This window comes from Negativibacillus massiliensis (assembly GCF_900148495.1).
In the GTDB taxonomy this organism is placed as follows: domain Bacteria; phylum Bacillota; class Clostridia; order Oscillospirales; family Ruminococcaceae; genus Negativibacillus; species Negativibacillus massiliensis.
In genome coordinates this window covers 540,437-561,408 of the sequence record NZ_FTRU01000007.1, presented here as the reverse complement: position 1 = coordinate 561,408, position 20,972 = coordinate 540,437, and the positions used below count along the sequence as shown (strand labels likewise).

The window sequence follows — 20,972 nt, the reverse complement described above, 5'->3', positions numbered from 1 at the left end:
TTATAAAGATGCTTTTTCTTTTTTTACTGCGATTCGATGCAGGAGGATTGTAACTGCCAGCAACAAAACAACAGCGGTTCCCAGAGAAAGCAGCAGATTTGCATTGGTAAATCCTGCCACTACATATCCTACGAAGCTGCACACTGCCACCAGAAGTGCGTATGGCATCTGAGTCGATACATGCGCAATGTGGTTGCATCCTGCACCAGTGGAGGACAGAATGGTGGTATCGGAGATAGGCGAACAGTGATCGCCAAATACCGAACCTGCCAGAGTTGCGGACAGGGAAACGATCAACAGTTCCGGTGCTGCGCTTGCGCAGATCTCAACCACGATTGGAATGAGGATACCAAAGGTTCCCCATGCTGTTCCGGTAGAGAAGGAAAGGAATGCTGCCACCGCAAAAATAACGGCCGGGATAATCGCTACTGGGAAGTGACTTGCCAGTACGACCGATTTGACATATTCGCCGGTACCCAGTACATCCGAACAGATGGAACCGAGTGTCCATGCAAGCACCAGAATGATGTTTGCTGATGCCATCGATTTTACACCCTCGGTGATGCTCTCCATAAACGCCTTGAATCCAAGCAGACGTCTTGGGACAAACAGCAGAAAAGCAACCAGCAAAGCGCCAAATCCGCCCATTACCAGCGAAGCAGAGGAGTCACAGTTACCAAATGCCTGCTGCAAGGTTGTCACATCTGCCTGGGTGAAATAGCCGCCGGTATAGAGCATTGCGAGAATCGAAAAGATAATCAGCGCCAGAACCGGAATTACCAGATCATAAACCCTGCCTTTTCCAGTTGGCATTACAGCGTTTTCCTGCTCTTCACTTGCACCTAGTATGCCCTGTGTTTTTGCACGATACTGTGCCTTTTCCATTGGGCCAAAATCCAGGTTGGTGACACAGAGAATAATCACCATCACAAGGGAAAGCAGTGCATAAAAGTTAAACGGAATGGTCGCAACAAAAGCTGCCAAGTCGCTTTCGAACTCTCCGGTTACCGAGAGACTCGAACCAATTGCCGCAGCCCAGGACGAAACTGGTGCGATAATACAGATTGGTGCTGCGGTAGCGTCGATGATGTATGCCAGCTTTTCCCGGGAAATACCGTATTTGTCCGTTACCGGTTTCATAACGGTTCCGACTGTCAGACAGTTAAAGTAGTCATCAATAAAGATGAGTGCGCCCAGAGCGCTAGTTGCAAGCTGTGCCGCGGTAGCAGAACGCAGCTTGTTTGCTGCCCAATTGCCGTATGCCTTGGAGCCGCCCGCTTTGGTCACCACAACCACCAGCGCACCCAACAGCGACAGGAACAGCAGAATATTAAACTTGGACACCGAGCCGCCGGTTGCTCCCATGGTGGAAAAAGCGGTCTCGACTGTCTTTGCCGCTACCATCACAACGCCGTCATAGGAAAGTGCCGCATAAATTACCGCACCCGATAAAATTCCCAGTGTCAGAGAGGAAATAACCTCTTTTGTCAAAAACGCCAGTACAATTGCAATGACCGGCGGGAGGATCGACAGCCAGCCTGCCTGAATTGCCTCCATAATACAACCTCCTTATTCATTCAAAAGAACCTTGTGTTGCTCTATCATTTCAAAATTTCTTGTGTTTTTGCTGAAATGACCTCGCTAAATTATAGCACATTGCCCTATACGAATCAATAAAGAAGCGGCAAATCCTCTATAAATATACATTTTGTTGATTAACTTATTCTTTTTTGCGTTCTTTTTATGAAATCTATCTTATAAAATCGGTGTTTTCTGGAAATCGAAAGCCTAGAATGTTTCTTTTACCCCATCACTTCGAATCATGCGGTCCAGCTGCGGGTCAGGACGGTAGAGCATCTGCTCTGCTTCATACTGGTAGATATCGCCCATCATCGCATAATATTTTTCCAGGTTGACCGGATAGACAGACACTCGAAGCTCGGAAAGGGTTTCCAGTTCTTCTTCCCGCTTTTGGTCTGCCAGTGTCCGGCAGTATCCACAGGACATAACCGCTGCCTGTTCGACAGCTGCCTGCTGACTTGGGCTCAGCTTGTCCATCAGCTGGTCATTTACCAGAAGATACACCGTCTTTACCCGATGTGTACTGGTAAGAACCGCCATCTCACCGGTATAGGAAGGATTCTGCACCGCAGCAATCACTTCAGACAGGTCTGCCTGTGCGATCTCTGCCTTTTCTTCCAGCAACAACCCCAGTGGATTGTCGCTCACAATCTCCCGTGCTCCGATATCCTCCTGAATCTCATCTGGGAAAAAGGATTCTTTGACCGCCAGAATATAGCGCTTTCGAAAATCGGTCAGATCAATGCTGTCATCCGCTGCCAGATCTTCGTATCCGCAGGTCGTTGCAAGCTGGACCTTCATGGGGTAAAGTTCGGCAATCAGTTCATTGAGACGATATTGTGTCTGCTCGGTATTGAGGGACGAAAATTGATAGTCGGCGTTTTTAAAGAAAAACGGCAGTTCCAGCGTCTTTAATTCCTCGATGGAAGATATAAGCTGCTCATTTTCCACAAATGCAAACTCGGTGTCAGAAGCCTGCAGGACACTGTCCACCTGTGCACTTTCACTCAGGCTGATCTGCAGCTCCCCGCTGGAGTAGTAAGCAGCGCGGTTGATAAACTCCCCGGCTGCCTCCTTCACACATTCCGGCGCATCCGAAGAAATTACCATGGAAAGTTTCAGCGTCTGTTTCTCCTGCTGCTCCTGACTTTCCGTGGTTTTGGCAGAGCATCCCGAAGTCGCTAAAATACACAGTGCCGTTATCATCAAAACAGCTTTTTTCAGCTGTCTTTGTGCCCGTTTTCTCAATAAAAATCGCTTCATCTTTCGCCCCTCCTTTCCCTATATTCTTTTATCCGCCAAAATGTCCCAATCCTTTGCGCGGTTTTTCCTGTGATTGTGTTTTTTCCTGATCCGACTGGGAATCTTTGTCCGACTGCTGTTTTTGCGAAGACTCTGAAGACCCTTTCTCTTCATCCTGCTCCACCTGCTGCTCTGCATTTTGTGTCGTTGACTGCGATGCATCCTGAGCTGCATTTTGTCCGGAGGATTCCTCTTCATTTGTTACAGCCTGCTGTTGTGCTGCATCCTGCTGCTCTTGTGATGGTGCAGGCTGCGGAACGACCGGCGCAACATAAGGGGTATATTCCTGATCCCGAATCGTTTCCAGCTCATCGATACGCAATGAGGTATTGACCGCAAAAATATTGTTTAAAATCAGCAGATCGGTAATGCCGTTTTCTTTGATAAAATCCTCCACACCAAGCTCAAAATAACGCTGGTCCACAATATAGACCTCGTCATAGTGAGAAACTAAAAACGGTGCAAAAGCGTTTCCAAACGATTCCTTAATCAGCATGATCTTTCTGCCGGTATGGTTGTCGGTTGTAATTTTGGTCAGCGGAAAGTCTCCATGCAGAAAAACACTGTAGGTGTTCTGTCCACCGGTTGCATAGCTTGCAAAGATGCTGCCCTCCACCGGATCAAATGCTTTTCCTCGCTCATATCGCAGAGTTTCGGTCTCGGTTGGTGGAACAAAGTACTCCACAAAATCCGGTGTCTCGGCAAGTTTTGCGTCCTGTGTCTGATTATAGAAGGTTCCGACAAAGCCGTCGATCTGGTGTCGTTCCATCTCATCGAGCGGTACCGGTTCCAGCCCAGCGGTTTTGCAGAAAGCGATATATGCGGCATAAGCACCTCTTACCGTCCAGTGATGGTCGGTGCGGAAGTAGATATAATCATCCTTTTGTTTCTCTATTTCACTGTAAGCATCCACCGGTTTTACCTTATCGGACAGATTCTGGTTTACAAATTCGATATTTTCCTTTTCACTGGAGGAAATTCCCTGATATTTTTCCGGTAGATAGAACTCGATGGAGGTCGGTGCAATCAGGTTGTACACCTGCACCCCTTCCAGATTGTCCGCATAGGAGTTGATCACCTCGGCATAGCGCTTGGATAAGGTCTCGCTGGAGCCGAAAATCTGCATTCCCATATTCTGATACAAGAATATGCTTCCCACCTGTTCCCCCGCGCTGCCGTTTCCGCTAAGGCCATTTCCCGGTGCATTTGGGTCGGTATAAGAATCATAATCGATCTGCTGCTGAGATTCCTGCTGCTGCGGCTGCTGAGCTGGCTTTTGCTGGTCAATGCCGGTCTGAGGCGTGCTTGCCTGATGAATGCGGACATCATCCGGATGTAGTCCGCGCATCTGCTCGAGCTTGGTCGCTACCGAAACAAAGTTTTCCCTCTGCGGAAAAGTATCGGCATAATAGGCATCATAATCTTTGGCAAAGGCTCCCGAAAACCAGGACGACAAGGTCCACTGCGGCTTTTTTGCAAGTTCCCTCTTTTCGATCTCGGAAACGGTGGGCTTTGGAAGCACAAGTGCCAGCACTCCCACCACAACCAATGCAAGCACTACAACGCAGATATTGATGAAAGGCAGATAATCTGCCTTTCCTGTTCGCTTTTTTGTTGGTTCCACGAATCTTTCTCCCTTCTGCTCACAGGTTCCTGTTTCACCATCCGACTAAAAGCGGAAATATAAAAATGGATTATAGCTGTCTCCCACCAGCATAGCAGTGCAGACAAACAGGAGCATAACATTCATAATAGCATTGACAATCGAGATTCCGGCACGTACTCCTTCGGACCGCTGTGCCTGCGCCCAGCGCTTTACAAGCTGAGTGATCGGCATACAGAACAGCACTGCCGCAATCAGCCAGAACAGATTGTTCATAAAGGTAATGGAAAGCTGAGGGTCAGAAAGCGCATTGCCCGAGAGTCCGAACATCACTCCAAAATATCCGCCCAGCTTTCCTAAATCTGTGGTATAGAAAATAGTCCAGCCGATCAAGGTCAGGAACAGCAGATAAAGGTGGGAAAAGACAGACGGGATTTTTTCCAGCACCTTTAACAGTCCCAGCTTCTCCACAATCAGCAGTGCCCCATAAAAGACACCCCACAAAATAAAGTTCCAGCTTGCCCCATGCCACAGTCCGGTCAAGAACCATACCACGCAGATATTAAAAATCTGATGGCGATATTTTCCGCCCAACGGAATATAGACATAATCGCGGAAGAAGCTGCTCAGGGAAATATGCCATCTACGCCAAAATTCGGTAACTGATTTTGCAATATACGGATAGTTAAAGTTCTGATGATAGTGGAAGCCGAACATTCGTCCCAGACCGATTGCCATATCCGAGTAAGCAGAAAAATCATAGTAAATCTGCAAGGTGTACAGCAGCACACCAAACCATGCCCCTGCTACCGACAGGGATGCAAGGTCTGCGTCCAGATAGTTTCCCGCCAGAGAGCCTGCCACATTGGCGACCACTACCTTTTTGGTCAGTCCCAGACAGAAGCGTGTGATACCCTCGCTGAAATCCTGTGCAGATACGGTGCGGTTCTCGATTTCAGCAGCGACATCACTGTATCGTACGATCGGTCCTGCTACCAGCTGGTGATAGCTGGAAAGATACATCAGATATTTATAGTATCGCTTTTGTGCTGCAACCTGTCCGCGGTAGACATCCAGCACATAGCTGATAGTCTGGAAGGTGTAAAAGGAAATACCGATCGGCAAAGCAATCTGCGGCACTGGCAGAGAAAGTCCGGTCAGAAGGTTTATGTTTTCCACCACAAATCCGCTGTACTTAAAGACACCCAGCATACCAAGGTCAAACACCAGAGACGCAATCAGCGCTATCTTTTTGCGGCGCTGCTGTCCGGTCAGGTTAAAATATTCGATACATTTTGCCCAGGTGTAGTCCAGGAAAGCGGTCAGCATCAGCAAAAACACCCAGACTGGTTCGCCCCAGGAATAGAAAAAGAGCGAAAAAAGAAGCAAAACCACATTTTTCCAGGTTTTGTTTGGAACGGCATAATATAAAATCAAATTAAGCGGTAAAAAAAGATAGATAAAAAACAAATTGGAAAAAACCATTTTTCGATTCCTCTCACAGAGCATTTTGGATTCTTTTTTATTATATAACAGAACCTTGCCGATTAAAAGATACTTCTTTCATCTGTCATACAAAATTTTAAAGTTACTTTTTCTAAAAAATCAAAGCACAAATTCCTAAGAAAAAGCACTTTACAGCCGACGAAATTGCCGCTCTTTACAAAGTATTGACAAAATAATAGCGCTGATATTGAGTTTACAGAATATTTGGGGTAAAATAAAGGTATCTTTATTTGGACAATCTGTGATTTTCCAAACCTTGAAAGGACTGTAAAACATGAGCGAAGAAAGCTATATCGTAAACGAAGGGAAAAACGAGATCATCGAGGTAGACGGTGTCAAATATCAGCGTCTTGCGATCCGCACCCACGTTATCACCGATAAAGATGATGTATGTGACGTCATCGAAAAATATGCAAAACCATATGCAAAACCGGACGACATCGTATTCATGACCGAAAAGGCAGTTGCCTGCACCCAGCGCCGTGCAATCCCGATGAAGGACATTCATCCACGTCCGCTGGCAAAATTCCTGTGCAAATTCGTACTCAAAACCCCATACGGCATCGGTCTGGGTATCCCAGAAACCATGGAGATGGCTTTGCAGGAATGCGGCACTCCTCGTATCCTGTTTGCTGCTGCTGTATCCGCAGTCGGCAAGTTGTTCCACAAACGCGGCTGGTTCTACAAGATCGCAGGTTACAAAGCTCGTTCTATCGACGGACCATGTGATTACACCCTGCCTCCATACAACCACTATGTTGTACTGGGCCCAGCAGAACCGGATGAAACCGCACAGAAGATGTCCCAGCGTCTGGGCGGCATCAAGGTTGCAATCACCGACATCAACGACCTGGAAGGTCAGATCCTTGGTATCTCCCACAGCTCGATGGACCGCGACCTGCTGGTCAAAATCTTAAAGGACAACCCGCTTGGTCAGTCCCTCGAACAGACCCCAATCGGCATCATCCGCGTTGTAAAATAGCAAAACAAAAGGACTCCGTTTGGAGTCCTTTTTCTTTGTGTGGAGATAATGAAAAAAGTTTTACTCAATTTTTTTCAAAAAATTGTGGGTTTCCAAAGGGCAAAGCCCTTGGTCGCTTGTCGCAACGAGCGAAACGCCTTATCGTGAAAGCGCATTTTTGAAAGTTTGAAAACTTTTTGCAAGTGAAAAAGTTTTCAAGAACCGATTGTGTGTACAGACTAATCTCAAAAATTATCCGGTGGATGATTTTTGACGCCTGAAACCTGTATTCGAATTGATTTTCTATAAAAATCTGTTTATCTATGACTGGCAAATCCAGCACAGACAGCATAAAAACAGATTGATAAAAATTGTAGTTCAATCATCTGTATTTGTAAAGCAAGTGTTTCTACTGCCGAAAACTTCCCACTGGGAACTTTTCGGGGTCATACTCTGCAAGCAATCAGTTTTCGAAAACTTTTTTTCTTGTAAAAAGTTTTCGAGCTTTCAAAAATACGCCTGACGATGAGAGTTGAACAAGTTCAACTCGAGTTTTCGCACTCTGCGGAGTGCGACCAAAGGCTTTGCCTCTGGACACCGCGAGCTTTTTGAAAAAAGCTCAACCAAAAACTTTTGTTTTTCTTTCTAATAAACCTCTGTACCCTTTGCGCTCACTCTTCCCTGAATGAGCGGCACTTTTTCCGGTGCTTTGTCGCTGATGGTCAGGGCGCTAAGGTAACGTCTGGTCGATTCGGTTACGCTATTTTCCCGATTGGTATAAAGCCATGCAACAGGCTCTCCTTCATGCACAAAATCGCCGGTCTTTTTGACAAAGCGGATACCTGCCGAGAAGTCGACTGCATCCCCCTTTTTCTCCCGTCCTGCACCGAGCATTCCTGCCACTGCTCCGATCTCCTCGGTCTGCATCGCGGCGATAAATCCATCCTTCGGTGCCAGTACCGGATAAGTCGGTGCAATCGTAAATTTATGGGTATCCTCAAGATAAGAAACATCTCCGCCCTGACGCTGCACCATCTGATAAAACTTCTGGTAAGCACTGCCGTCCCGAATAGACTGCTCTGCCTTTTCAAGACACTCTTCCAGCGTTCCTTTTCCTGCAAGATACAGCATGTTTCCTGCCAGATGGATGCACAGCTCGGTCAGATCTTTCGGACCTTCTCCCTTCAGGGTATCCAGCGCCTCGATCACTTCCAGCGCATTTCCTGCGGTGTTTCCAAGCGGCGTATCCATATCGGTGATGAGCGCTGCTGTCCTGCGGCCTGCCTGTTCCCCGATGCCGACCATCGTCTGCGCCAGCGCAATCGAGTCCTCTCTGGTCTTCATAAAGGCCCCGCTTCCAGTTTTGACATCCAGCAGGATTGCGTCCGCTCCGGCAGCGATCTTCTTGCTCATAATGCTCGATGCAATCAGCGGCAGGCTGTCTACTGTCGCGGTTACATCCCGCAATGCATAGATCTTTTTATCTGCTACGGCAAGCTCCCCGCTCTGACCGATGAGCGAAATGCCGATTGTGTTGACAATTTCAAAAAATTCTTCTTTGGGTAGGGTGGTGCGATAACCCGGAATGGACTCCAGCTTATCCACCGTACCTCCGGTGAATCCCAGTCCCCGACCGGACATTTTGGCGACCGGAATACCGCAGGCTGCCGCCATTGGTGCTGCAATCAGGGTAGTTTTATCCCCCACTCCTCCGGTCGAATGTTTATCCACCTTGACCCCCTGGATGCCGGACAGGTCGGACATCTGACCGGAATGCGCCATGGAAAGGGTCATTGCCGTCGTTTCTTCGATGTTCATTCCCTGAAAGCAAACCGCCATCAAAAATGCAGACATCTGATAATCCGGAATTGCTCCCTGTGTATAGCCCTGCACCATCCAGTCAATCTCCTGTTGAGTGAGTGCCTTTCCCAGTTTTTTCTTTTCAATCAAGTCATACATCCTCATATCTGCTGTCCTCCTTGCTTTTTTTGCGACGAAACCGGTCAAAAAGTTTTTGGTCGAGCTTTTTACAAAAAGCTCGCGGGTTCTTAGGGCAGCGCCCTAAGGCGCACTCCGCAGAGTGCGCAACGCCTTTGCCGTGGAAGCGCCTTTGCGGGTGAATTTTGCAATTCAGATTTTGGATTGCAAAAGAGGGTGCTTTTGTAAGAGAAAAGCACCCTAAAAAAACAAACGATATTCACTTTCCAGAAAAACCTCCCAGTGGGAGGTTTTTCTGCTGTTTCATTATATTCAAATTGTCTGCTCCACAGACAACGCACTACCGTGCGGCAGCCACAGAAAAACATCCTGTCTCTATCATTTTTATTTCTTTATATTGTTTGGGGTGTTTCGCTCGTTGCGACAAGTGACCAAAGGCTTTGCCTCTGAACACCACGAACTTTTTCAAAAAAGTTCGATCAAAAACTTTTTTGCTTCAATGAGCGAGTGTGCTAACGCGAGCGATCGCCGTGTGCTGAAACCACAATTTCGCACAAAACCAAAGCGCGAAATTGGGTGCAGGCTCAGCCTGCTAATTGCGGAACACAACATGGCCATCCTCAAAGTGGTCGATGATAGCCAGCGATTCCAGACGGATTCCCTTTTCACGCAGCATCTGACCGCCTTCCTGGAAACCTTTCTCGATGACGATGCCGCAGCCAACAGTGGTTGCACCCGACTGTGCCACAATGTCCAGCAGTCCCATCAGTGCCTGACCTTTTGCCAGAAAATCGTCAATGATCAGCACGCGGTCCCCTGGATTGAGATATTTCTTGGAAACCTGGACATCAAAGGTGGTTCCTCTGGTAAAAGAGGTTACCTTGGAGGTGTACAGTTCCCCGTCCAGATTTTTGGATTTGCTCTTCTTTGCAAAAACAACCGGTGCATAGTCAAAATGCTGTGCTACCGCTACTGCAATACCAATTCCGGATGCCTCGATGGTCAGAATCTTGTTGACGCCCTCCCCATCAAAACGTCTGCGGAATTCTTTTCCGATTTCGTCCAGCAGGCGAATGTCCATCTGATGATTGAGGAAACTGTCTACCTTCAGAACATTTCCTTCCTTTACGTTTCCATCCTTCAAGATTCGCTGTTTCAAAATCTCCATGCTTTTTACTCCCTCTTTTTGCGCCTCAAGCGATCATCTGCTCTATGACCATCCATCAAGCGTCCGTTCTCTTTGTTCTTTCCTATCATTTTATCAATCTATCAGCCCTACGTCAACGTAAAATACGCAAAAAAAACAGATATTCCGACGCTTTTCTTGTTCGAACAACAAAGATGTGCTATCATGAAATCGTATTTCCCAACAAAAACTACTATCTTATCAGAAAAGAGGGGATTTTGATGCAGTTAATCACTCTTACAACACCTCGTCTTGTCCTGTGCCCGTTTTCCATTCAGGACGCAGACGATCTGTTCCCGATGCTTTCTGACCGGGACACCTGCTATGATGATGGCGGATATGAACCGTTTTCCCGTGATGAAAAATATACTAAGTTGATGGAAACCTTCGCTGCACAGGAAGGACGCTATGTTATCCACCTTGCAAACAGCGACAAAACTCCCGGCAAAGCGATCGGCATGATCCATCTGATGGACAATGAGCGCGCTGTGCCTTCTTATGAGATTGGCTATGTCCTGAACAAGGACTACCGCCGTCGAGGTTACGCTTCGGAAGCGGTGAATGCTGTGATCGATTTTTGTTTTGCAAACGGAATCGAGATGATCACGGCTTCGGCTGGTTCGTTTAACCAGATTTCCCAGCAGATGCTTCTCAAGTTAGGATTTGAACAGGAAGGTGTCTCCCACAAGGCAGAAAAACATCCGATTCACGGGATTGTCGACTCGATTAACTTCTACCTCATGAAAAAGGAATAGCATGTAAAACAAAACAACCTGCAGGAGAAAATACTTCTGCAGGTTTGTTTATCTTATTCCGGATAACATGCCGTTGGGGACTGATAGTCATCGATCAGCCAGATACCATCGTGATTTACCAGCGTCATCATGACACTGCCTTCGCTTGTGACGTTGTTCTGCAGGTCTTTTTCCTGATAGTCGACCTGTACTTTAATCTGACCTTCCGAAGATTTGACTGTCTGGTATCCGCTCATCCAGAGATGATAGGGCGGTTCTGTCCTCCATGCACCCAGATGATAATATTCCCCGTCCTGCTGCTCGATGTATTTTCCTCCGCCGACCATCGCACTCAGCAGCTGTTCCTTTCCCTTTTCGGTGTAAAGATGGGCGGTCAGATTCTCAAAATCAACATACCGGCTGTGCTCAGGGGCATTCTGCATTCCCTTCTGCGGAACAGACTCAGCAAAGGTTTGTTCATCTGCAAAGTAGATAAAGTTTCCCAGATACCACATCCGCTTTACAATCGAGTCGATATCCTCGTTCTCCTGTACCTGATACTGCATTTTGAGATACTCCACCGCCTGCGGGTCGTTTTCTTCATCAAAAACCGGCAGACTTGCTGGCTGTTGTGGTACCTGAGCGGTCTGTTCCGCATTTTCCTCAAGCAGGTCGACCTGTGCAATTTCCTCTTTTTGCTGATTTTGACAGGAACACAAACCAAGCACAACTGCTCCCATCAGCAAAAAACAAATCAGTCGTTTTTTCATCTTCTTTTTCCCTCCTTATCAAATTTTACATTTATCGTTGCAAGTAAATTCTAACATATTTTACAAAAGAAAACAAGGCTTTCGCTGCTCTGCAATCCAAAATATCCATTTGATTTTCCTGTTTTGTTTTGCTAAAATGTGGTTAAAGAAAATTTGAAAGGAGTTTTACTATGTCTGACTTTTTCCAATTGGTAAATCAGCGGGAGAGCTGCCGCAATTATGATCCGGACAAGCGTCCAACCAAAGAACAGCTCATCAACTGCATCAAGGCAGCACAGCTTGCCCCTTCTGCCTGCAACTCGCAGCCATGGAGCTTTATTGTTATCAACGATCCTGAGCTGAGCAAAGCTGCTGCTCCATGCATGCAGATCAGAGGACTCAATAAATTTACCGAAAAATGTCCATCCTTCATCGTGGTTTGTGAAGAGGATGCCATGCTGATCGGACGCAGCGAACCTGACCAGAAATATGCTTCGATCGATATCGGCATCGCTATTGCACACCTGTGCTATGCCGCTACTCAGCAGGGATTATCCACCTGCATCATGGGTGCATTCGATCCGGAAGCACTGTTAAAGGTTCTGGGCATCACCGAACCAAAGAGAGTTCGTCTGGTGATTGCGGTTGGCTATGCTGCAACCGAGCAGCTTCGTCCAAAACGCCGCAAAGAGCTGGAAGAGATCATGACCTATCTCTAAAGACAGGTGCTGCATGATGATAACCGAAGTTGTTGCCGCCCTCATCTGGCAGGGCGACCGATTTTTGATCTGCCAGCGTCCACCTCACAAAGCGCGCGGTCTTTTGTGGGAATTTATCGGCGGTAAGGTGGAACCCGGTGAAACCAAACCGCAGGCACTCATCCGGGAATGCCGCGAGGAACTTGGCATCACCATTGCCGTTGGGGAGCCATTCATGGAGGTGACCCACACCTACCCGGATTTAACCGTGCATCTTAGCTTATTCCACTCGTCCATTGTATCGGGAGAGCCACAGCTGCTTGAGCATGCTAACCTTCGGTGGATTACCGTCAACGAAATCGACCAGTATCCATTTTGTCCGGCGGATGTGGAAATCCTGCATGAGCTCAAACTCAGGTTTTAATTCTCTCGCTGCGATGTAAAAATAAGCGGCAAAATAAAAGCAGATCGCTTTCTCTTACCATTTACCCTTCCCATTTCGGGAAGGGTTTTTTGTTTCTTTATAGTAGAAATTCGGCAGATATGGTAAAATGATTGCAACGATGTTCTATTTTACTTTTCAGGAGGTATCATCCATGTCCGAGAAAAAGAATAAAATTCTGGTCGCCGACGACGAAAAAGAAATTCGCGATATCTTAAAACTGCTGCTTAGTTCCGAAGGATATGAGGTCACACTTGCCTGTGATGGTCAGGAGGTGCTCGATCTGGCGGATGACAGCTTTGATATGTTCATTCTGGATGTCAACATGCCAAAGATTTCCGGATTTTCTGCCGGGGCAAAGCTGCGCGAAAAATATTTTGTCCCCATGATCTTCCTGACCGCCTATGCAGGAGAGTCCGACAAAGCGATGGGCTTTGCTGCCGGGGCGGACGACTATCTGACCAAACCATTTTCCAATGCAGAGCTTTTGATGCGCGTCAAAGCGCAGCTGCGCCGCAGCCAGCAGTATCAGGCTCAGATGGTACAGCAGAGCACAAGCGCACCATCCACAGCCCTCACCCTGTACGACCTGACCCTCGACCCGGACAGCCAGAGCGTTTCCAAGAATGGTGAGGTCATCATCCTCACTCATACTGAATTTAAGATTCTGGAGCTGTTTTTGTCCCACCACAAAAAGATTTTTTCAATCGACAACATTTATCAAAGTGTCTGGGAAGACAACGCCGTCGGTGACAGCACCGTGATGGTGCATATCAAGAATCTTCGCAAGAAACTTGGAGACAGCACCAAAAATCCAAAATACATCAAGACCGCATGGGGAAAGGGATACTATGTCGATTAAATCTCGCCTTCCAAAACAGCCGCAAAAAGAGAAATTGTCGTTAGAAATTTTCGGTTTGTTCTTTATTTCGGTGGTCATCTCCGCTTTCAGCTTCTCCTTCCTGTACTTTACCGCCGATTCCATTATTTATAACCGGCTTCAGGCCAAGGGAATTTCTCTCACCAACATTCAGCAGGCCTATGTTTCCGGCTGGATGCGCAACATCTGCATGATTGCCGCATTGATTATTTTTGTGGTCTTTTTCCTGTTCTTTCTGGGACAAAAGTTTCTTTACCTGCTCACCATCATCCGCGGCATTCATACCCTGCGCCAGAACGGGCTCAACTTTACCATCCCGGTTGAAGGAAACGATGAGTTGACCGAACTTGCCGAAAGCATCAACCTCTTTTCCGCCTCCATCCTGCGCTATCGAAAAAATCAGCAGGAAATTCAGGCAGAAAAGGAAGAACTGATCCGCAGTCTTTCCCACGACATCAAAAACCCGCTGACCTCCATCATTTCCTATACCCAGTTTATTCAGCAAAGCGGCAATATCCACGACCCGCAGATCGAAGGGTATTTGCAGATTGTTAGGGAAAAATCCGAGCAGATTCGGGAGCTGACCGAACTTCTGCTGGGAAGCTCCGCTCGAAAGATCGAATCCTTCCCGGACGGCCGGACGCTGATCTATCAGCTTGTGGAGGAGATGGAAGCTGAACTGGAGGATGAGTTTGATCTGCAGGTAAATTATCCTCAAACTGCCTTTGCAGCCCGACTGGATGTCCAGGATCTGCGCCGCATCTTCTTTAACCTGAGCTCGAACATCATCAAATACGCTGATCCTCAACACCCTGTCACATTGGATCTTTCCTTTGCCGATGGGATGCTGACAATCCGACAGCAAAACAGCATCTCGGATTCACCTTCTCTGGACAGCAGCAAAATCGGGTTAAAGAGCATCCGTCTGATTCTTAAAAGCTACCAGGGAACCCTTACCACCCAAAGTGAAAACCATCAGTTTTTGATCTTAATTTCCATGAATCCTGTATTGCCAGAGATTTCTTCACAAAGTTCTGAAAATCTTTAGAATTCTTCAGAATTTTCTATATAATCTTTTCAGAACCTTAGGGTATATTTAAGTCAACAAATCAAACACCCCTCAAAAATAAAAATAAAAAAAGATTGAAAGTGAGGAATTTTTTATGGCATTAGGTATTTACACATTAATTTTAATTGCAATCACGGTAGTCAGCGGTATCTCTGTTGCACTGTTATTCTTAACCAAAAACACCAAAGCAAAAAACACCCTGTTCTACTTCGTTTCTCTGTGGAACATTCTGGTCGCTTACATCAGTGCAACCAGCCTTCCAATGAATTTTATGCCAAGCAAGCTTTTCTGCTGGGCACTGGGATTCTTGAGCGTGATTGCAATCTGCATCCATGTAAAGAATAAACAGCCAAAAGTTCAGATGGCTGCAAACATTCTTTCCTCGGCTGCTCTAATCGTTGGAGTATTAAAACTTCTGTTCTTCTAAATCAAGCTTTCTCAAAATTTTTAGATACTCTCTCTTACAAACATGATTTCCCCGATTTACTCATCCATACACACAGAAAACGGACGGCTGAATTCAGCCGTCCGTTTTCTGCTTTTTTATTTCTATTGCCCTTGAGGCAGTTTGCACAGCGCCTTTCTAGCTTGCACGATGAGACAGATAAGGGTTATTGGAACGGCACTGGCGAATGATCGTCGAACACAAATCATTATAATAATCCAGATATCTCTTTTTTTCCCGTCTCTGCTGACTGCTTTGCTCCAAAAAGGCTTTCCAGCGGGCACAGTTTTTGTGACAGCCCTCACAATAATCGGCACAGGTTTTTTGGCATGGAATCATCGGGAAACGCTCCTTTCCAATAAAAAACAGCCGCATCTCACAAACAAAACTCATTACAATTGAGTCCTGTTCCTAAGATCGGCTGCTTATCGTTTCTGTTTTTCCCAAAAGGTCTCGCCGGACACAGTATTCCCGGATGAACCACAGCAGTATGTATCTGATAAGAAAGAAGTTGTGCTTTCATCCTGACCGCTCCTTTGATTGCTTTCTTCTTTCTTATTTTAGCACACTATTTTCTCTTTGTCTGTTGTATTTTGGTAAAATCTCAAAAAAGTTTTTAATCTTTTTCGTAGGTTCCCTTTTTGAGCAGAACGCCGTCCTGCATCATCATCTGTCCCTGCGCCATTACCATATCAAGCGACAGGTCATCCTGCATCCGCAGAAGGTCTGCGTCTGCTCCTACGCGCACACATCCCTTTCGTGGGAACAGTTCCAGCGAATGTGCGGTATTGCTGGTTGCAAAGGTAAGAGCCTCGCTTAAATCCATGCCCTCTTCCTTCACCAGAGAACAAATCTCATGATAGATGGTATCTACCGCAGAGTATCCAATCTTGATCAGATTTCCTTCCTTGTCATAGTTAGACCAGCTGCCCATGCCATCTGAACTGAGGGTAATCCGTTTGAGGTCTACACCCTGCTCCTTTGCCTTCATGATACATTTGGACGGTTTACCTTCTCCACCGGAACCACAGGTCATATCGATATAGCCGCCATCATTTGCAAAATCAAAGCTTTCCTGCAAAAGTTTTGGACTACGGGTAATATGGGTCGGATGAAAAATCTTGATTGGAATTGCTGTCTGTTCCAATGCTGCGCGAACCTTGCTCAGTGCAGCGTCATCGCTTCCCATGTGCAGGGTCACCATTCCGCATTTGCCCGAAAGCATTCCTGCCACGCGGGTATCACTTGCAAGGCGTACCAGTTCATCCACTGTAACATTTGGGGCACGGTGATCGGACAGTGCCAGTTTCACACCGATAATTTCCTCCACAAACATGATGTCCTTTTTGACATCTCCGGTCAGTGTCACACTTGGATAACCATAAGAACCGGTCAGCGCATAAACGGTAAGGCCTTCCTCCCGCAGCGCTTTTACCCTTGCCAGCAGACTTTCCACATTGCGGCTGATACCATCGGTTCCCAGAAGACCAACAACGGTGGTAACACCGCCGCCAATCAGCTCAGACAGCTTGACCGGCGGAACCTGGGTGTGGAAGCTTCCTTCCCCGCCGCCTCCGGTGATGTGTACATGTGGGTCGATGATGCCTGGTGTGAGTTTTTTCCCTGTACCATCGATTACCTGGCAAAATGGAATCTGGTCATCGATATGATCTTCGATTGCCTCTATCTTTCCCCCGCATATCAGAACATCCTTCACCCCCAGATATTCCGGTGCATACACCTGCGCCTGCTTGATTAAAAACATTTCTCCTCGCTCCTTTATCTCTCTTGTGAATTTATCAGTATTTGGTATATTTGTTTTCCTGATTACTTTTGTTTTCCTCTATTCTATCACAAAAATATAAGTAAATACCACACTTTTTCGATATATTTTATAGAAAATTATTTTTTTATCTTCTCACACAAAAGTATTTTCCAATAAAACAGCAAAACAAAAAGGAAACCACACCTTAAAAGGTGCGGTTTCCCTTAAAATCAGAATGTCTTTTCCAGTAAAAGGTCCCAATGAATTGCAAACGGACTTTCTGAAGCAGAAGATTTTTCCTTGGTAGCCTGCTGCATCTCTTCCAGAAGGTGCATCCTGACAGCAAGGCTGCTGGTAGGCTCGTCCTTATCCTGCTGGGTATGGAAGGCATAGCCGCGTAAAAAGCTGTCACACATCTCTTCCCAACTGGAAAAGGATGCCTGCAGTACAATAGCAGCTTTCCAGCAATGATGCAGCGCTTCTTCCATCGAGAGGTGTCCTGTCATGAATCCCATCTGCGCCACCGCGAGGATGCGGCACAGATCGAATGCCAGAATTGCCTTTTCCCCATATCGCTTATATCCCTGAATCATATCATACAGCCAACGGCGCTGATAAAGTTTCATCTGCGGGAATGTTTCTTCTGAGCAGAGCTGTTCCCTCCGAAGCTCGAAAAATCCGTTATTCTGATAGCGGCTCATCAGCAGGTGATATGCTTCACTTTCGCCAATTTCCTGAAGTTCCTGAATTTTGTCCAAAACCTCTTCATGATTGACGGCACTGTACTGCATCTGCAGTTTCTGGTAGTCTGCGGCAGTTTTTTCTTTATTCCCGAAACGGTAACCACCAAAAATGGTCCAGTTTTTGTTTTCAGCTGCAAAAATTGGAGCCACCGCGGCATTCATCCATAAAACCGTTGCATTTCCTCTCAATTTTTCCTGCTGCTGTAAGCGTTTATTTTTCCTGAATAAGAACATATCTCCCCTCCATCCTATACATATTGTTATTTTATCTTTATTATTTACCTTTTGTTTGGTGCTTTTGGATTCAGCAGACGTCCATCCCATGCTTTCATCGCAACACGCACCGAACGTGCCATTTCCTTACTGAAGGATGCACCAGTTTTTCTTGCATAAAATGCCTGTGCAAAATTATCGGCATGATATGGATTATCTTCGTGGAATGTCTGCTCCCTCTGTGCAAACATCTGCTGATACTCTTCTGGAGAGAGGTGTTTATATTTTTCTTCAAAGACGATATACTGCTTGTCAAAGCGCTCACGCGGCTTTTTGAGATGATTTTCCCGATAATATCCCAGACAGAGCATTCCGATTGGAAAAGCCCAATCCGGCAGATCAAACAGCTCCTTATGGAACTCATAATTTTCGACGATATCCCCGATATAGCAGGAGCCGATTCCCAATGACTCTGCTGCGATGACGGCATTCTGTGCGGCTGCCATAGCATCTTCAATTGCGAGCAGAAGGTCAGATTCCTGCGGTGCCTCAAACCGCAAACCTTCCCGATCACAGTATTCTGCCACACCGTTGAGCTGATAATAATCAAACCACCGCTGATGATCTGCAAGGAAGATAAGGATCACCGGAGCAGTCGCAATAAATGCCTGATGGTCACAGCTTTGAGAGAGGAGTTTTCGAGTCTGCTCATCCCGCACCACAAGGATGGAATAAAGCATCTGGTTGCCTGCGGTCGGAGCACGCATTGCGGCATGCAGGATTTTGTCGAGAATTTCCTGGGAAATTTCCCGATTATCGTAGACTCGCAGCGAAGTTCGGTTGTTGATGACGTCAAGAACAGAGTTGCTCATAAAAATCCTCCTTATTGCACACTTGCTCGTTTGAAGAAAAACAAAAGTTTTACTCAATTTTTTTCAAAAAATTGCGGTTTCCAAAGGCAGAGCCTTTGGTCGCTCGTCGCAATGAACAAAACACTTTATCCGTGGAAGCGCGCGGGTGAATTTTTCAATCCAAATAAAAGAAACGATTTCCTTCTAAAGGTCAATTAGAACCCAAAACATCATTATAAAAATTCAGATTTTTATCGTCAAAATAACAAATTTATAAAACAGGGGTTTCTACTGCCGAAAACTTCCCACTGGGAACTTTTCGGGGATAGTCTGTACTTGCAATCAGTTCTTGGAACCCTTTTCTCTTGCAAAAGGGTTCCAAACCTCCTCAAATGCGCCTGACGATAAAAGCGTTCCGCCTTCTGCGGAAGGCGGCCAAAGGCGTTGCCTCTGGACACCACCACCTTTTAGAAAAGGTGGACGAAAAGCTCAGTTTCACTCTATCGAAGCTTTTTACACAAACTAACCATCTTTGCGCCGTAGGCGAACAGTGTCCAGCTTCAAGCTGGTTTTTCCCATTATAACATATTTTTTTACAAAGAAAAAGAGCTTCGGCGTCCCGAAGCTCTTTCCCCCATGACCCTTTATCAGGCGAATGCGTCCATTCACGGACCGACCTGATCATAATCGGTTCTACCCGAAAAGTGTCACGGAAATGTTACCTGTACATGATAGCACAGGATATTCGTTATGTCAAGGGGAACGATGGATCTAACCAAAGATTGGGGTTCCCCGTAATCCTGAGCGGAAAGAAGATTCCTTCCGCCCGGGACCGGTTATATCGATATATCCGGTGATGCTTAAAGTGTTTTAAGCAAACTAGATCAGTTCGATGATTGCCATCTCTGCTGCGTCACCGCGGCGAGGACCGATCTTGATGATACGGCAGTAACCGCCGTTTCTCTCTGCATATTTTGGAGCAATATCATCAAAGACTTTCTTAGCAACAGTTTCTTTTGTAACGTAAGAATAAACCTGACGCTTGGAATGGAGGTCATTCTGTTTTGCCTTTGTGATAATTTTTTCAGTCATTGCCTTGACTTCTTTTGCTCTTGTAACTGTGGTCTCAATCTTGCCGTTTTCCAGCAGGAATGTTACCATCGCTCTAAGCATAGCCGTTCTGCTAGCAGTAGCTCTGCCGAGTTTTCTGGTGCCTGGCATCCAAATTCACTCCTTTTTTATAAACTATGGAATGGATCTCAACTATTCGTCGCTTTTGGTAAGGCTGAATCCGAGGGAATCAAGCTTTGCAAGAACTTCTTCCAAAGATTTTTTACCCAGGTTTCTTACCTTCATCATTTCGTCCTGTGACTTGTTGATCAAATCGCTTACAGTGTTGACACCTGCGCGTTTGAGACAGTTAAATGCACGAACCGAGAGGTCGAGTTCTTCGATAGTCATCTCCAGAACTTTTTCCTTGCCGGTATCTTCCTGAGTATCCATGATCTCAGTGTTGCTCACTTCTTCAGAAAGATCTACGAAATGATTGAGCTGTCTGGTAAGGATTTTTGCAGAAAGGCTGACAGCCTCTTTTGCAGAGATTGTGCCGTCTGTCCAAACTTCCAAAGTCAGCTTGTCGTAGTCGGTAATCTGCTCAACACGGGTATTTTCAACCGTGTAATTTACCTTCAGAACTGGGGTATAGATACTGTCAACGTAAATCTTGTTGAGGGACATTTTGTCGACCTGAGCCTTGTCCTGCATAGATTTATCGTTGTTTTTATCTTTTGCGATCTGTTTGTTCTTTTCAGAGGAAACGTAACCCTGACCTTTGTCCAGAACAATCTCCATACGGAGAACAGCGTTTGGTCCAAGTGTTGCAATGTGCATGCTTGGGTCCAGAATTTCGACATCAGAGTCGCACTGGATGGATCCAGCGGTAACTTCGCCTTCACCCTCAGCATTGATGTAAACAACCTTTGGTCCGTCACAGTAAAGTTTTGCAGTTAAACCTTTGATGTTAAGGACGATTTCTGTAACGTCCTCTTTTACGCCCTCAATAGTTGAGAATTCGTGCTGCACGCCATCAATTTTGATCGATGTTACTGCAACACCAGGAAGCGAGGAGAGCAACACACGTCTCAGGCTGTTGCCTAATGTTGTTCCGAAACCTCTGTCAAGCGGTTCTACAACAAATCTGCCGTATGTTCCATCAGATTTAAGTTCTGCGGTCTCAATCTTTGGTTCGATTATCTTTACCATTATAACCCTCCTTAAATGGCAGCGACATTTAAGCCGCCGTTATT

The 20,972-nt window shown here is 46.2% G+C and carries 20 protein-coding genes; 7 read left to right on the top strand and 13 right to left on the bottom strand.

The window, feature by feature from the left end; all coding sequences use genetic code 11:
- The 4 genes from BQ5375_RS05545 to BQ5375_RS05530 all read right to left on the bottom strand — a co-directional run bounded on the left by BQ5375_RS05545 (nucleotide 1) and on the right by BQ5375_RS05530 (nucleotide 5,881).
- On the bottom strand, nucleotides 1-1,557 hold the full coding sequence (locus tag BQ5375_RS05545) for a Na+/H+ antiporter NhaC family protein (RefSeq protein WP_022132706.1): 1,557 nt from the start codon (nucleotides 1,555-1,557) through the stop codon (nucleotides 1-3).
- A gap of 231 nt (nucleotides 1,558-1,788) precedes the next feature.
- Nucleotides 1,789-2,844: a type 2 periplasmic-binding domain-containing protein gene (locus BQ5375_RS05540; protein ID WP_022132707.1), complete on the bottom strand. Its 1,056-nt coding sequence runs from the start codon at nucleotides 2,842-2,844 to the stop codon at nucleotides 1,789-1,791.
- Nucleotides 2,845-2,872: 28 nt separating this feature from the next.
- Nucleotides 2,873-4,507, bottom strand: coding sequence for a DHHW family protein (locus tag BQ5375_RS05535; RefSeq protein ID WP_022132708.1), 1,635 nt, complete (start codon nucleotides 4,505-4,507; stop codon nucleotides 2,873-2,875).
- Nucleotides 4,508-4,552: 45 nt separating this feature from the next.
- Nucleotides 4,553-5,881: an MBOAT family O-acyltransferase gene (locus tag BQ5375_RS05530; protein ID WP_328587007.1), complete on the bottom strand. Its 1,329-nt coding sequence runs from the start codon at nucleotides 5,879-5,881 to the stop codon at nucleotides 4,553-4,555.
- A 385-nt stretch (nucleotides 5,882-6,266) separates the two neighbouring features.
- Here BQ5375_RS05530 and BQ5375_RS05525 point away from each other — a divergent pair, with 385 nt between their 5' ends.
- On the top strand, nucleotides 6,267-6,974 hold the full coding sequence (locus BQ5375_RS05525) for a coenzyme F420-0:L-glutamate ligase (RefSeq protein WP_022132710.1): 708 nt from the start codon (nucleotides 6,267-6,269) through the stop codon (nucleotides 6,972-6,974).
- A 624-nt stretch (nucleotides 6,975-7,598) separates the two neighbouring features.
- Here the strand turns inward: BQ5375_RS05525 and BQ5375_RS05520 are convergent.
- Together BQ5375_RS05520 and BQ5375_RS05515 are read right to left on the bottom strand one after the other, a co-directional pair.
- Complete coding sequence (locus BQ5375_RS05520) at nucleotides 7,599-8,918, bottom strand: pyrimidine-nucleoside phosphorylase (protein WP_076917544.1); 1,320 nt, start codon at nucleotides 8,916-8,918, stop codon at nucleotides 7,599-7,601.
- A 565-nt stretch (nucleotides 8,919-9,483) separates the two neighbouring features.
- Nucleotides 9,484-10,059: a xanthine phosphoribosyltransferase gene (locus BQ5375_RS05515; RefSeq protein WP_076917543.1), complete on the bottom strand. Its 576-nt coding sequence runs from the start codon at nucleotides 10,057-10,059 to the stop codon at nucleotides 9,484-9,486.
- 239 nt (nucleotides 10,060-10,298) lie between these two features.
- On the opposite strand from BQ5375_RS05515, the gene BQ5375_RS05510 reads away from it, so the two are divergent.
- A complete protein-coding gene (locus BQ5375_RS05510) occupies nucleotides 10,299-10,832 on the top strand; it encodes a GNAT family N-acetyltransferase (protein WP_076917542.1) in 534 nt (177 codons plus the stop codon).
- A gap of 53 nt (nucleotides 10,833-10,885) precedes the next feature.
- On the opposite strand, the gene BQ5375_RS05505 is transcribed toward BQ5375_RS05510, so the two are convergent.
- Nucleotides 10,886-11,581 (bottom strand): hypothetical protein, encoded by a 696-nt coding sequence (locus BQ5375_RS05505; protein ID WP_022132714.1) that lies wholly within the window; start codon nucleotides 11,579-11,581, stop codon nucleotides 10,886-10,888.
- A 170-nt stretch (nucleotides 11,582-11,751) separates the two neighbouring features.
- On the opposite strand from BQ5375_RS05505, the gene BQ5375_RS05500 reads away from it, so the two are divergent.
- From BQ5375_RS05500 to BQ5375_RS05480, 5 genes are all read left to right on the top strand, one after another.
- The gene (locus tag BQ5375_RS05500; RefSeq protein WP_022132715.1) at nucleotides 11,752-12,279 is read left to right on the top strand and encodes a nitroreductase family protein; all 528 of its coding nucleotides are present in this window, start codon (nucleotides 11,752-11,754) and stop codon (nucleotides 12,277-12,279) included.
- Nucleotides 12,280-12,298: 19 nt separating this feature from the next.
- Nucleotides 12,299-12,682, top strand: a complete 384-nt coding sequence (locus tag BQ5375_RS05495; protein WP_076917593.1) for a (deoxy)nucleoside triphosphate pyrophosphohydrolase — start codon at nucleotides 12,299-12,301, stop codon at nucleotides 12,680-12,682.
- 172 nt (nucleotides 12,683-12,854) lie between these two features.
- Nucleotides 12,855-13,562, top strand: a complete 708-nt coding sequence (locus BQ5375_RS05490) for a response regulator transcription factor (protein WP_022132717.1) — start codon at nucleotides 12,855-12,857, stop codon at nucleotides 13,560-13,562.
- Nucleotides 13,552-14,628, top strand: coding sequence for a HAMP domain-containing sensor histidine kinase (locus tag BQ5375_RS05485; protein WP_076917541.1), 1,077 nt, complete (start codon nucleotides 13,552-13,554; stop codon nucleotides 14,626-14,628). Before BQ5375_RS05490 ends, BQ5375_RS05485 begins: the two co-directional genes overlap by 11 nt.
- A gap of 115 nt (nucleotides 14,629-14,743) precedes the next feature.
- On the top strand, nucleotides 14,744-15,076 hold the full coding sequence (locus tag BQ5375_RS05480; RefSeq protein WP_022132719.1) for a hypothetical protein: 333 nt from the start codon (nucleotides 14,744-14,746) through the stop codon (nucleotides 15,074-15,076).
- 156 nt (nucleotides 15,077-15,232) lie between these two features.
- On the opposite strand, the gene BQ5375_RS05475 is transcribed toward BQ5375_RS05480, so the two are convergent.
- The 6 genes from BQ5375_RS05475 to BQ5375_RS05450 form a co-directional block, all read right to left on the bottom strand.
- A complete protein-coding gene (locus BQ5375_RS05475; protein WP_022132720.1) occupies nucleotides 15,233-15,487 on the bottom strand; it encodes a hypothetical protein in 255 nt (84 codons plus the stop codon).
- A 223-nt stretch (nucleotides 15,488-15,710) separates the two neighbouring features.
- On the bottom strand, nucleotides 15,711-16,859 hold the full coding sequence (gene iadA / locus BQ5375_RS05470; protein ID WP_022132722.1) for a beta-aspartyl-peptidase: 1,149 nt from the start codon (nucleotides 16,857-16,859) through the stop codon (nucleotides 15,711-15,713).
- Nucleotides 16,860-17,089: 230 nt separating this feature from the next.
- Nucleotides 17,090-17,836, bottom strand: a complete 747-nt coding sequence (locus BQ5375_RS05465; RefSeq protein WP_022132723.1) for a DUF1266 domain-containing protein — start codon at nucleotides 17,834-17,836, stop codon at nucleotides 17,090-17,092.
- A 44-nt stretch (nucleotides 17,837-17,880) separates the two neighbouring features.
- The gene (locus tag BQ5375_RS05460) at nucleotides 17,881-18,687 is read right to left on the bottom strand and encodes a nitroreductase family protein (RefSeq protein ID WP_022132724.1); all 807 of its coding nucleotides are present in this window, start codon (nucleotides 18,685-18,687) and stop codon (nucleotides 17,881-17,883) included.
- 858 nt (nucleotides 18,688-19,545) lie between these two features.
- Complete coding sequence (gene rplQ / locus BQ5375_RS05455; RefSeq protein ID WP_022132093.1) at nucleotides 19,546-19,887, bottom strand: 50S ribosomal protein L17; 342 nt, start codon at nucleotides 19,885-19,887, stop codon at nucleotides 19,546-19,548.
- Nucleotides 19,888-19,929: 42 nt separating this feature from the next.
- Nucleotides 19,930-20,928, bottom strand: coding sequence for a DNA-directed RNA polymerase subunit alpha (locus tag BQ5375_RS05450; RefSeq protein WP_022132092.1), 999 nt, complete (start codon nucleotides 20,926-20,928; stop codon nucleotides 19,930-19,932).
- Between the last annotated feature and the right edge of the window lie 44 nt (nucleotides 20,929-20,972).

Bases quoted from the DNA above. Each gene is read 5' to 3' on its own strand.
- BQ5375_RS05545 (WP_022132706.1), bottom strand. From the start codon at position 1,557: ATGGAGGCAATTCAGGCAGGCTGGCTGTCGATCCTCCCGCCGGTCATT.
- BQ5375_RS05540 (WP_022132707.1), bottom strand. From the start codon at position 2,844: ATGAAGCGATTTTTATTGAGAAAACGGGCACAAAGACAGCTGAAAAAA.
- BQ5375_RS05525 (WP_022132710.1), top strand. From the start codon at position 6,267: ATGAGCGAAGAAAGCTATATCGTAAACGAAGGGAAAAACGAGATCATC.
- BQ5375_RS05520 (WP_076917544.1), bottom strand. From the start codon at position 8,918: ATGAGGATGTATGACTTGATTGAAAAGAAAAAACTGGGAAAGGCACTC.
- BQ5375_RS05515 (WP_076917543.1), bottom strand. From the start codon at position 10,059: ATGGAGATTTTGAAACAGCGAATCTTGAAGGATGGAAACGTAAAGGAA.
- BQ5375_RS05510 (WP_076917542.1), top strand. From the start codon at position 10,299: ATGCAGTTAATCACTCTTACAACACCTCGTCTTGTCCTGTGCCCGTTT.
- BQ5375_RS05505 (WP_022132714.1), bottom strand. From the start codon at position 11,581: ATGAAAAAACGACTGATTTGTTTTTTGCTGATGGGAGCAGTTGTGCTT.
- BQ5375_RS05500 (WP_022132715.1), top strand. From the start codon at position 11,752: ATGTCTGACTTTTTCCAATTGGTAAATCAGCGGGAGAGCTGCCGCAAT.
- BQ5375_RS05490 (WP_022132717.1), top strand. From the start codon at position 12,855: ATGTCCGAGAAAAAGAATAAAATTCTGGTCGCCGACGACGAAAAAGAA.
- BQ5375_RS05485 (WP_076917541.1), top strand. From the start codon at position 13,552: ATGTCGATTAAATCTCGCCTTCCAAAACAGCCGCAAAAAGAGAAATTG.
- BQ5375_RS05480 (WP_022132719.1), top strand. From the start codon at position 14,744: ATGGCATTAGGTATTTACACATTAATTTTAATTGCAATCACGGTAGTC.
- BQ5375_RS05475 (WP_022132720.1), bottom strand. From the start codon at position 15,487: ATGAGTTTTGTTTGTGAGATGCGGCTGTTTTTTATTGGAAAGGAGCGT.
- iadA (WP_022132722.1), bottom strand. From the start codon at position 16,859: ATGTTTTTAATCAAGCAGGCGCAGGTGTATGCACCGGAATATCTGGGG.
- BQ5375_RS05465 (WP_022132723.1), bottom strand. From the start codon at position 17,836: ATGTTCTTATTCAGGAAAAATAAACGCTTACAGCAGCAGGAAAAATTG.
- BQ5375_RS05460 (WP_022132724.1), bottom strand. From the start codon at position 18,687: ATGAGCAACTCTGTTCTTGACGTCATCAACAACCGAACTTCGCTGCGA.
- rplQ (WP_022132093.1), bottom strand. From the start codon at position 19,887: ATGCCAGGCACCAGAAAACTCGGCAGAGCTACTGCTAGCAGAACGGCT.
- BQ5375_RS05450 (WP_022132092.1), bottom strand. From the start codon at position 20,928: ATGGTAAAGATAATCGAACCAAAGATTGAGACCGCAGAACTTAAATCT.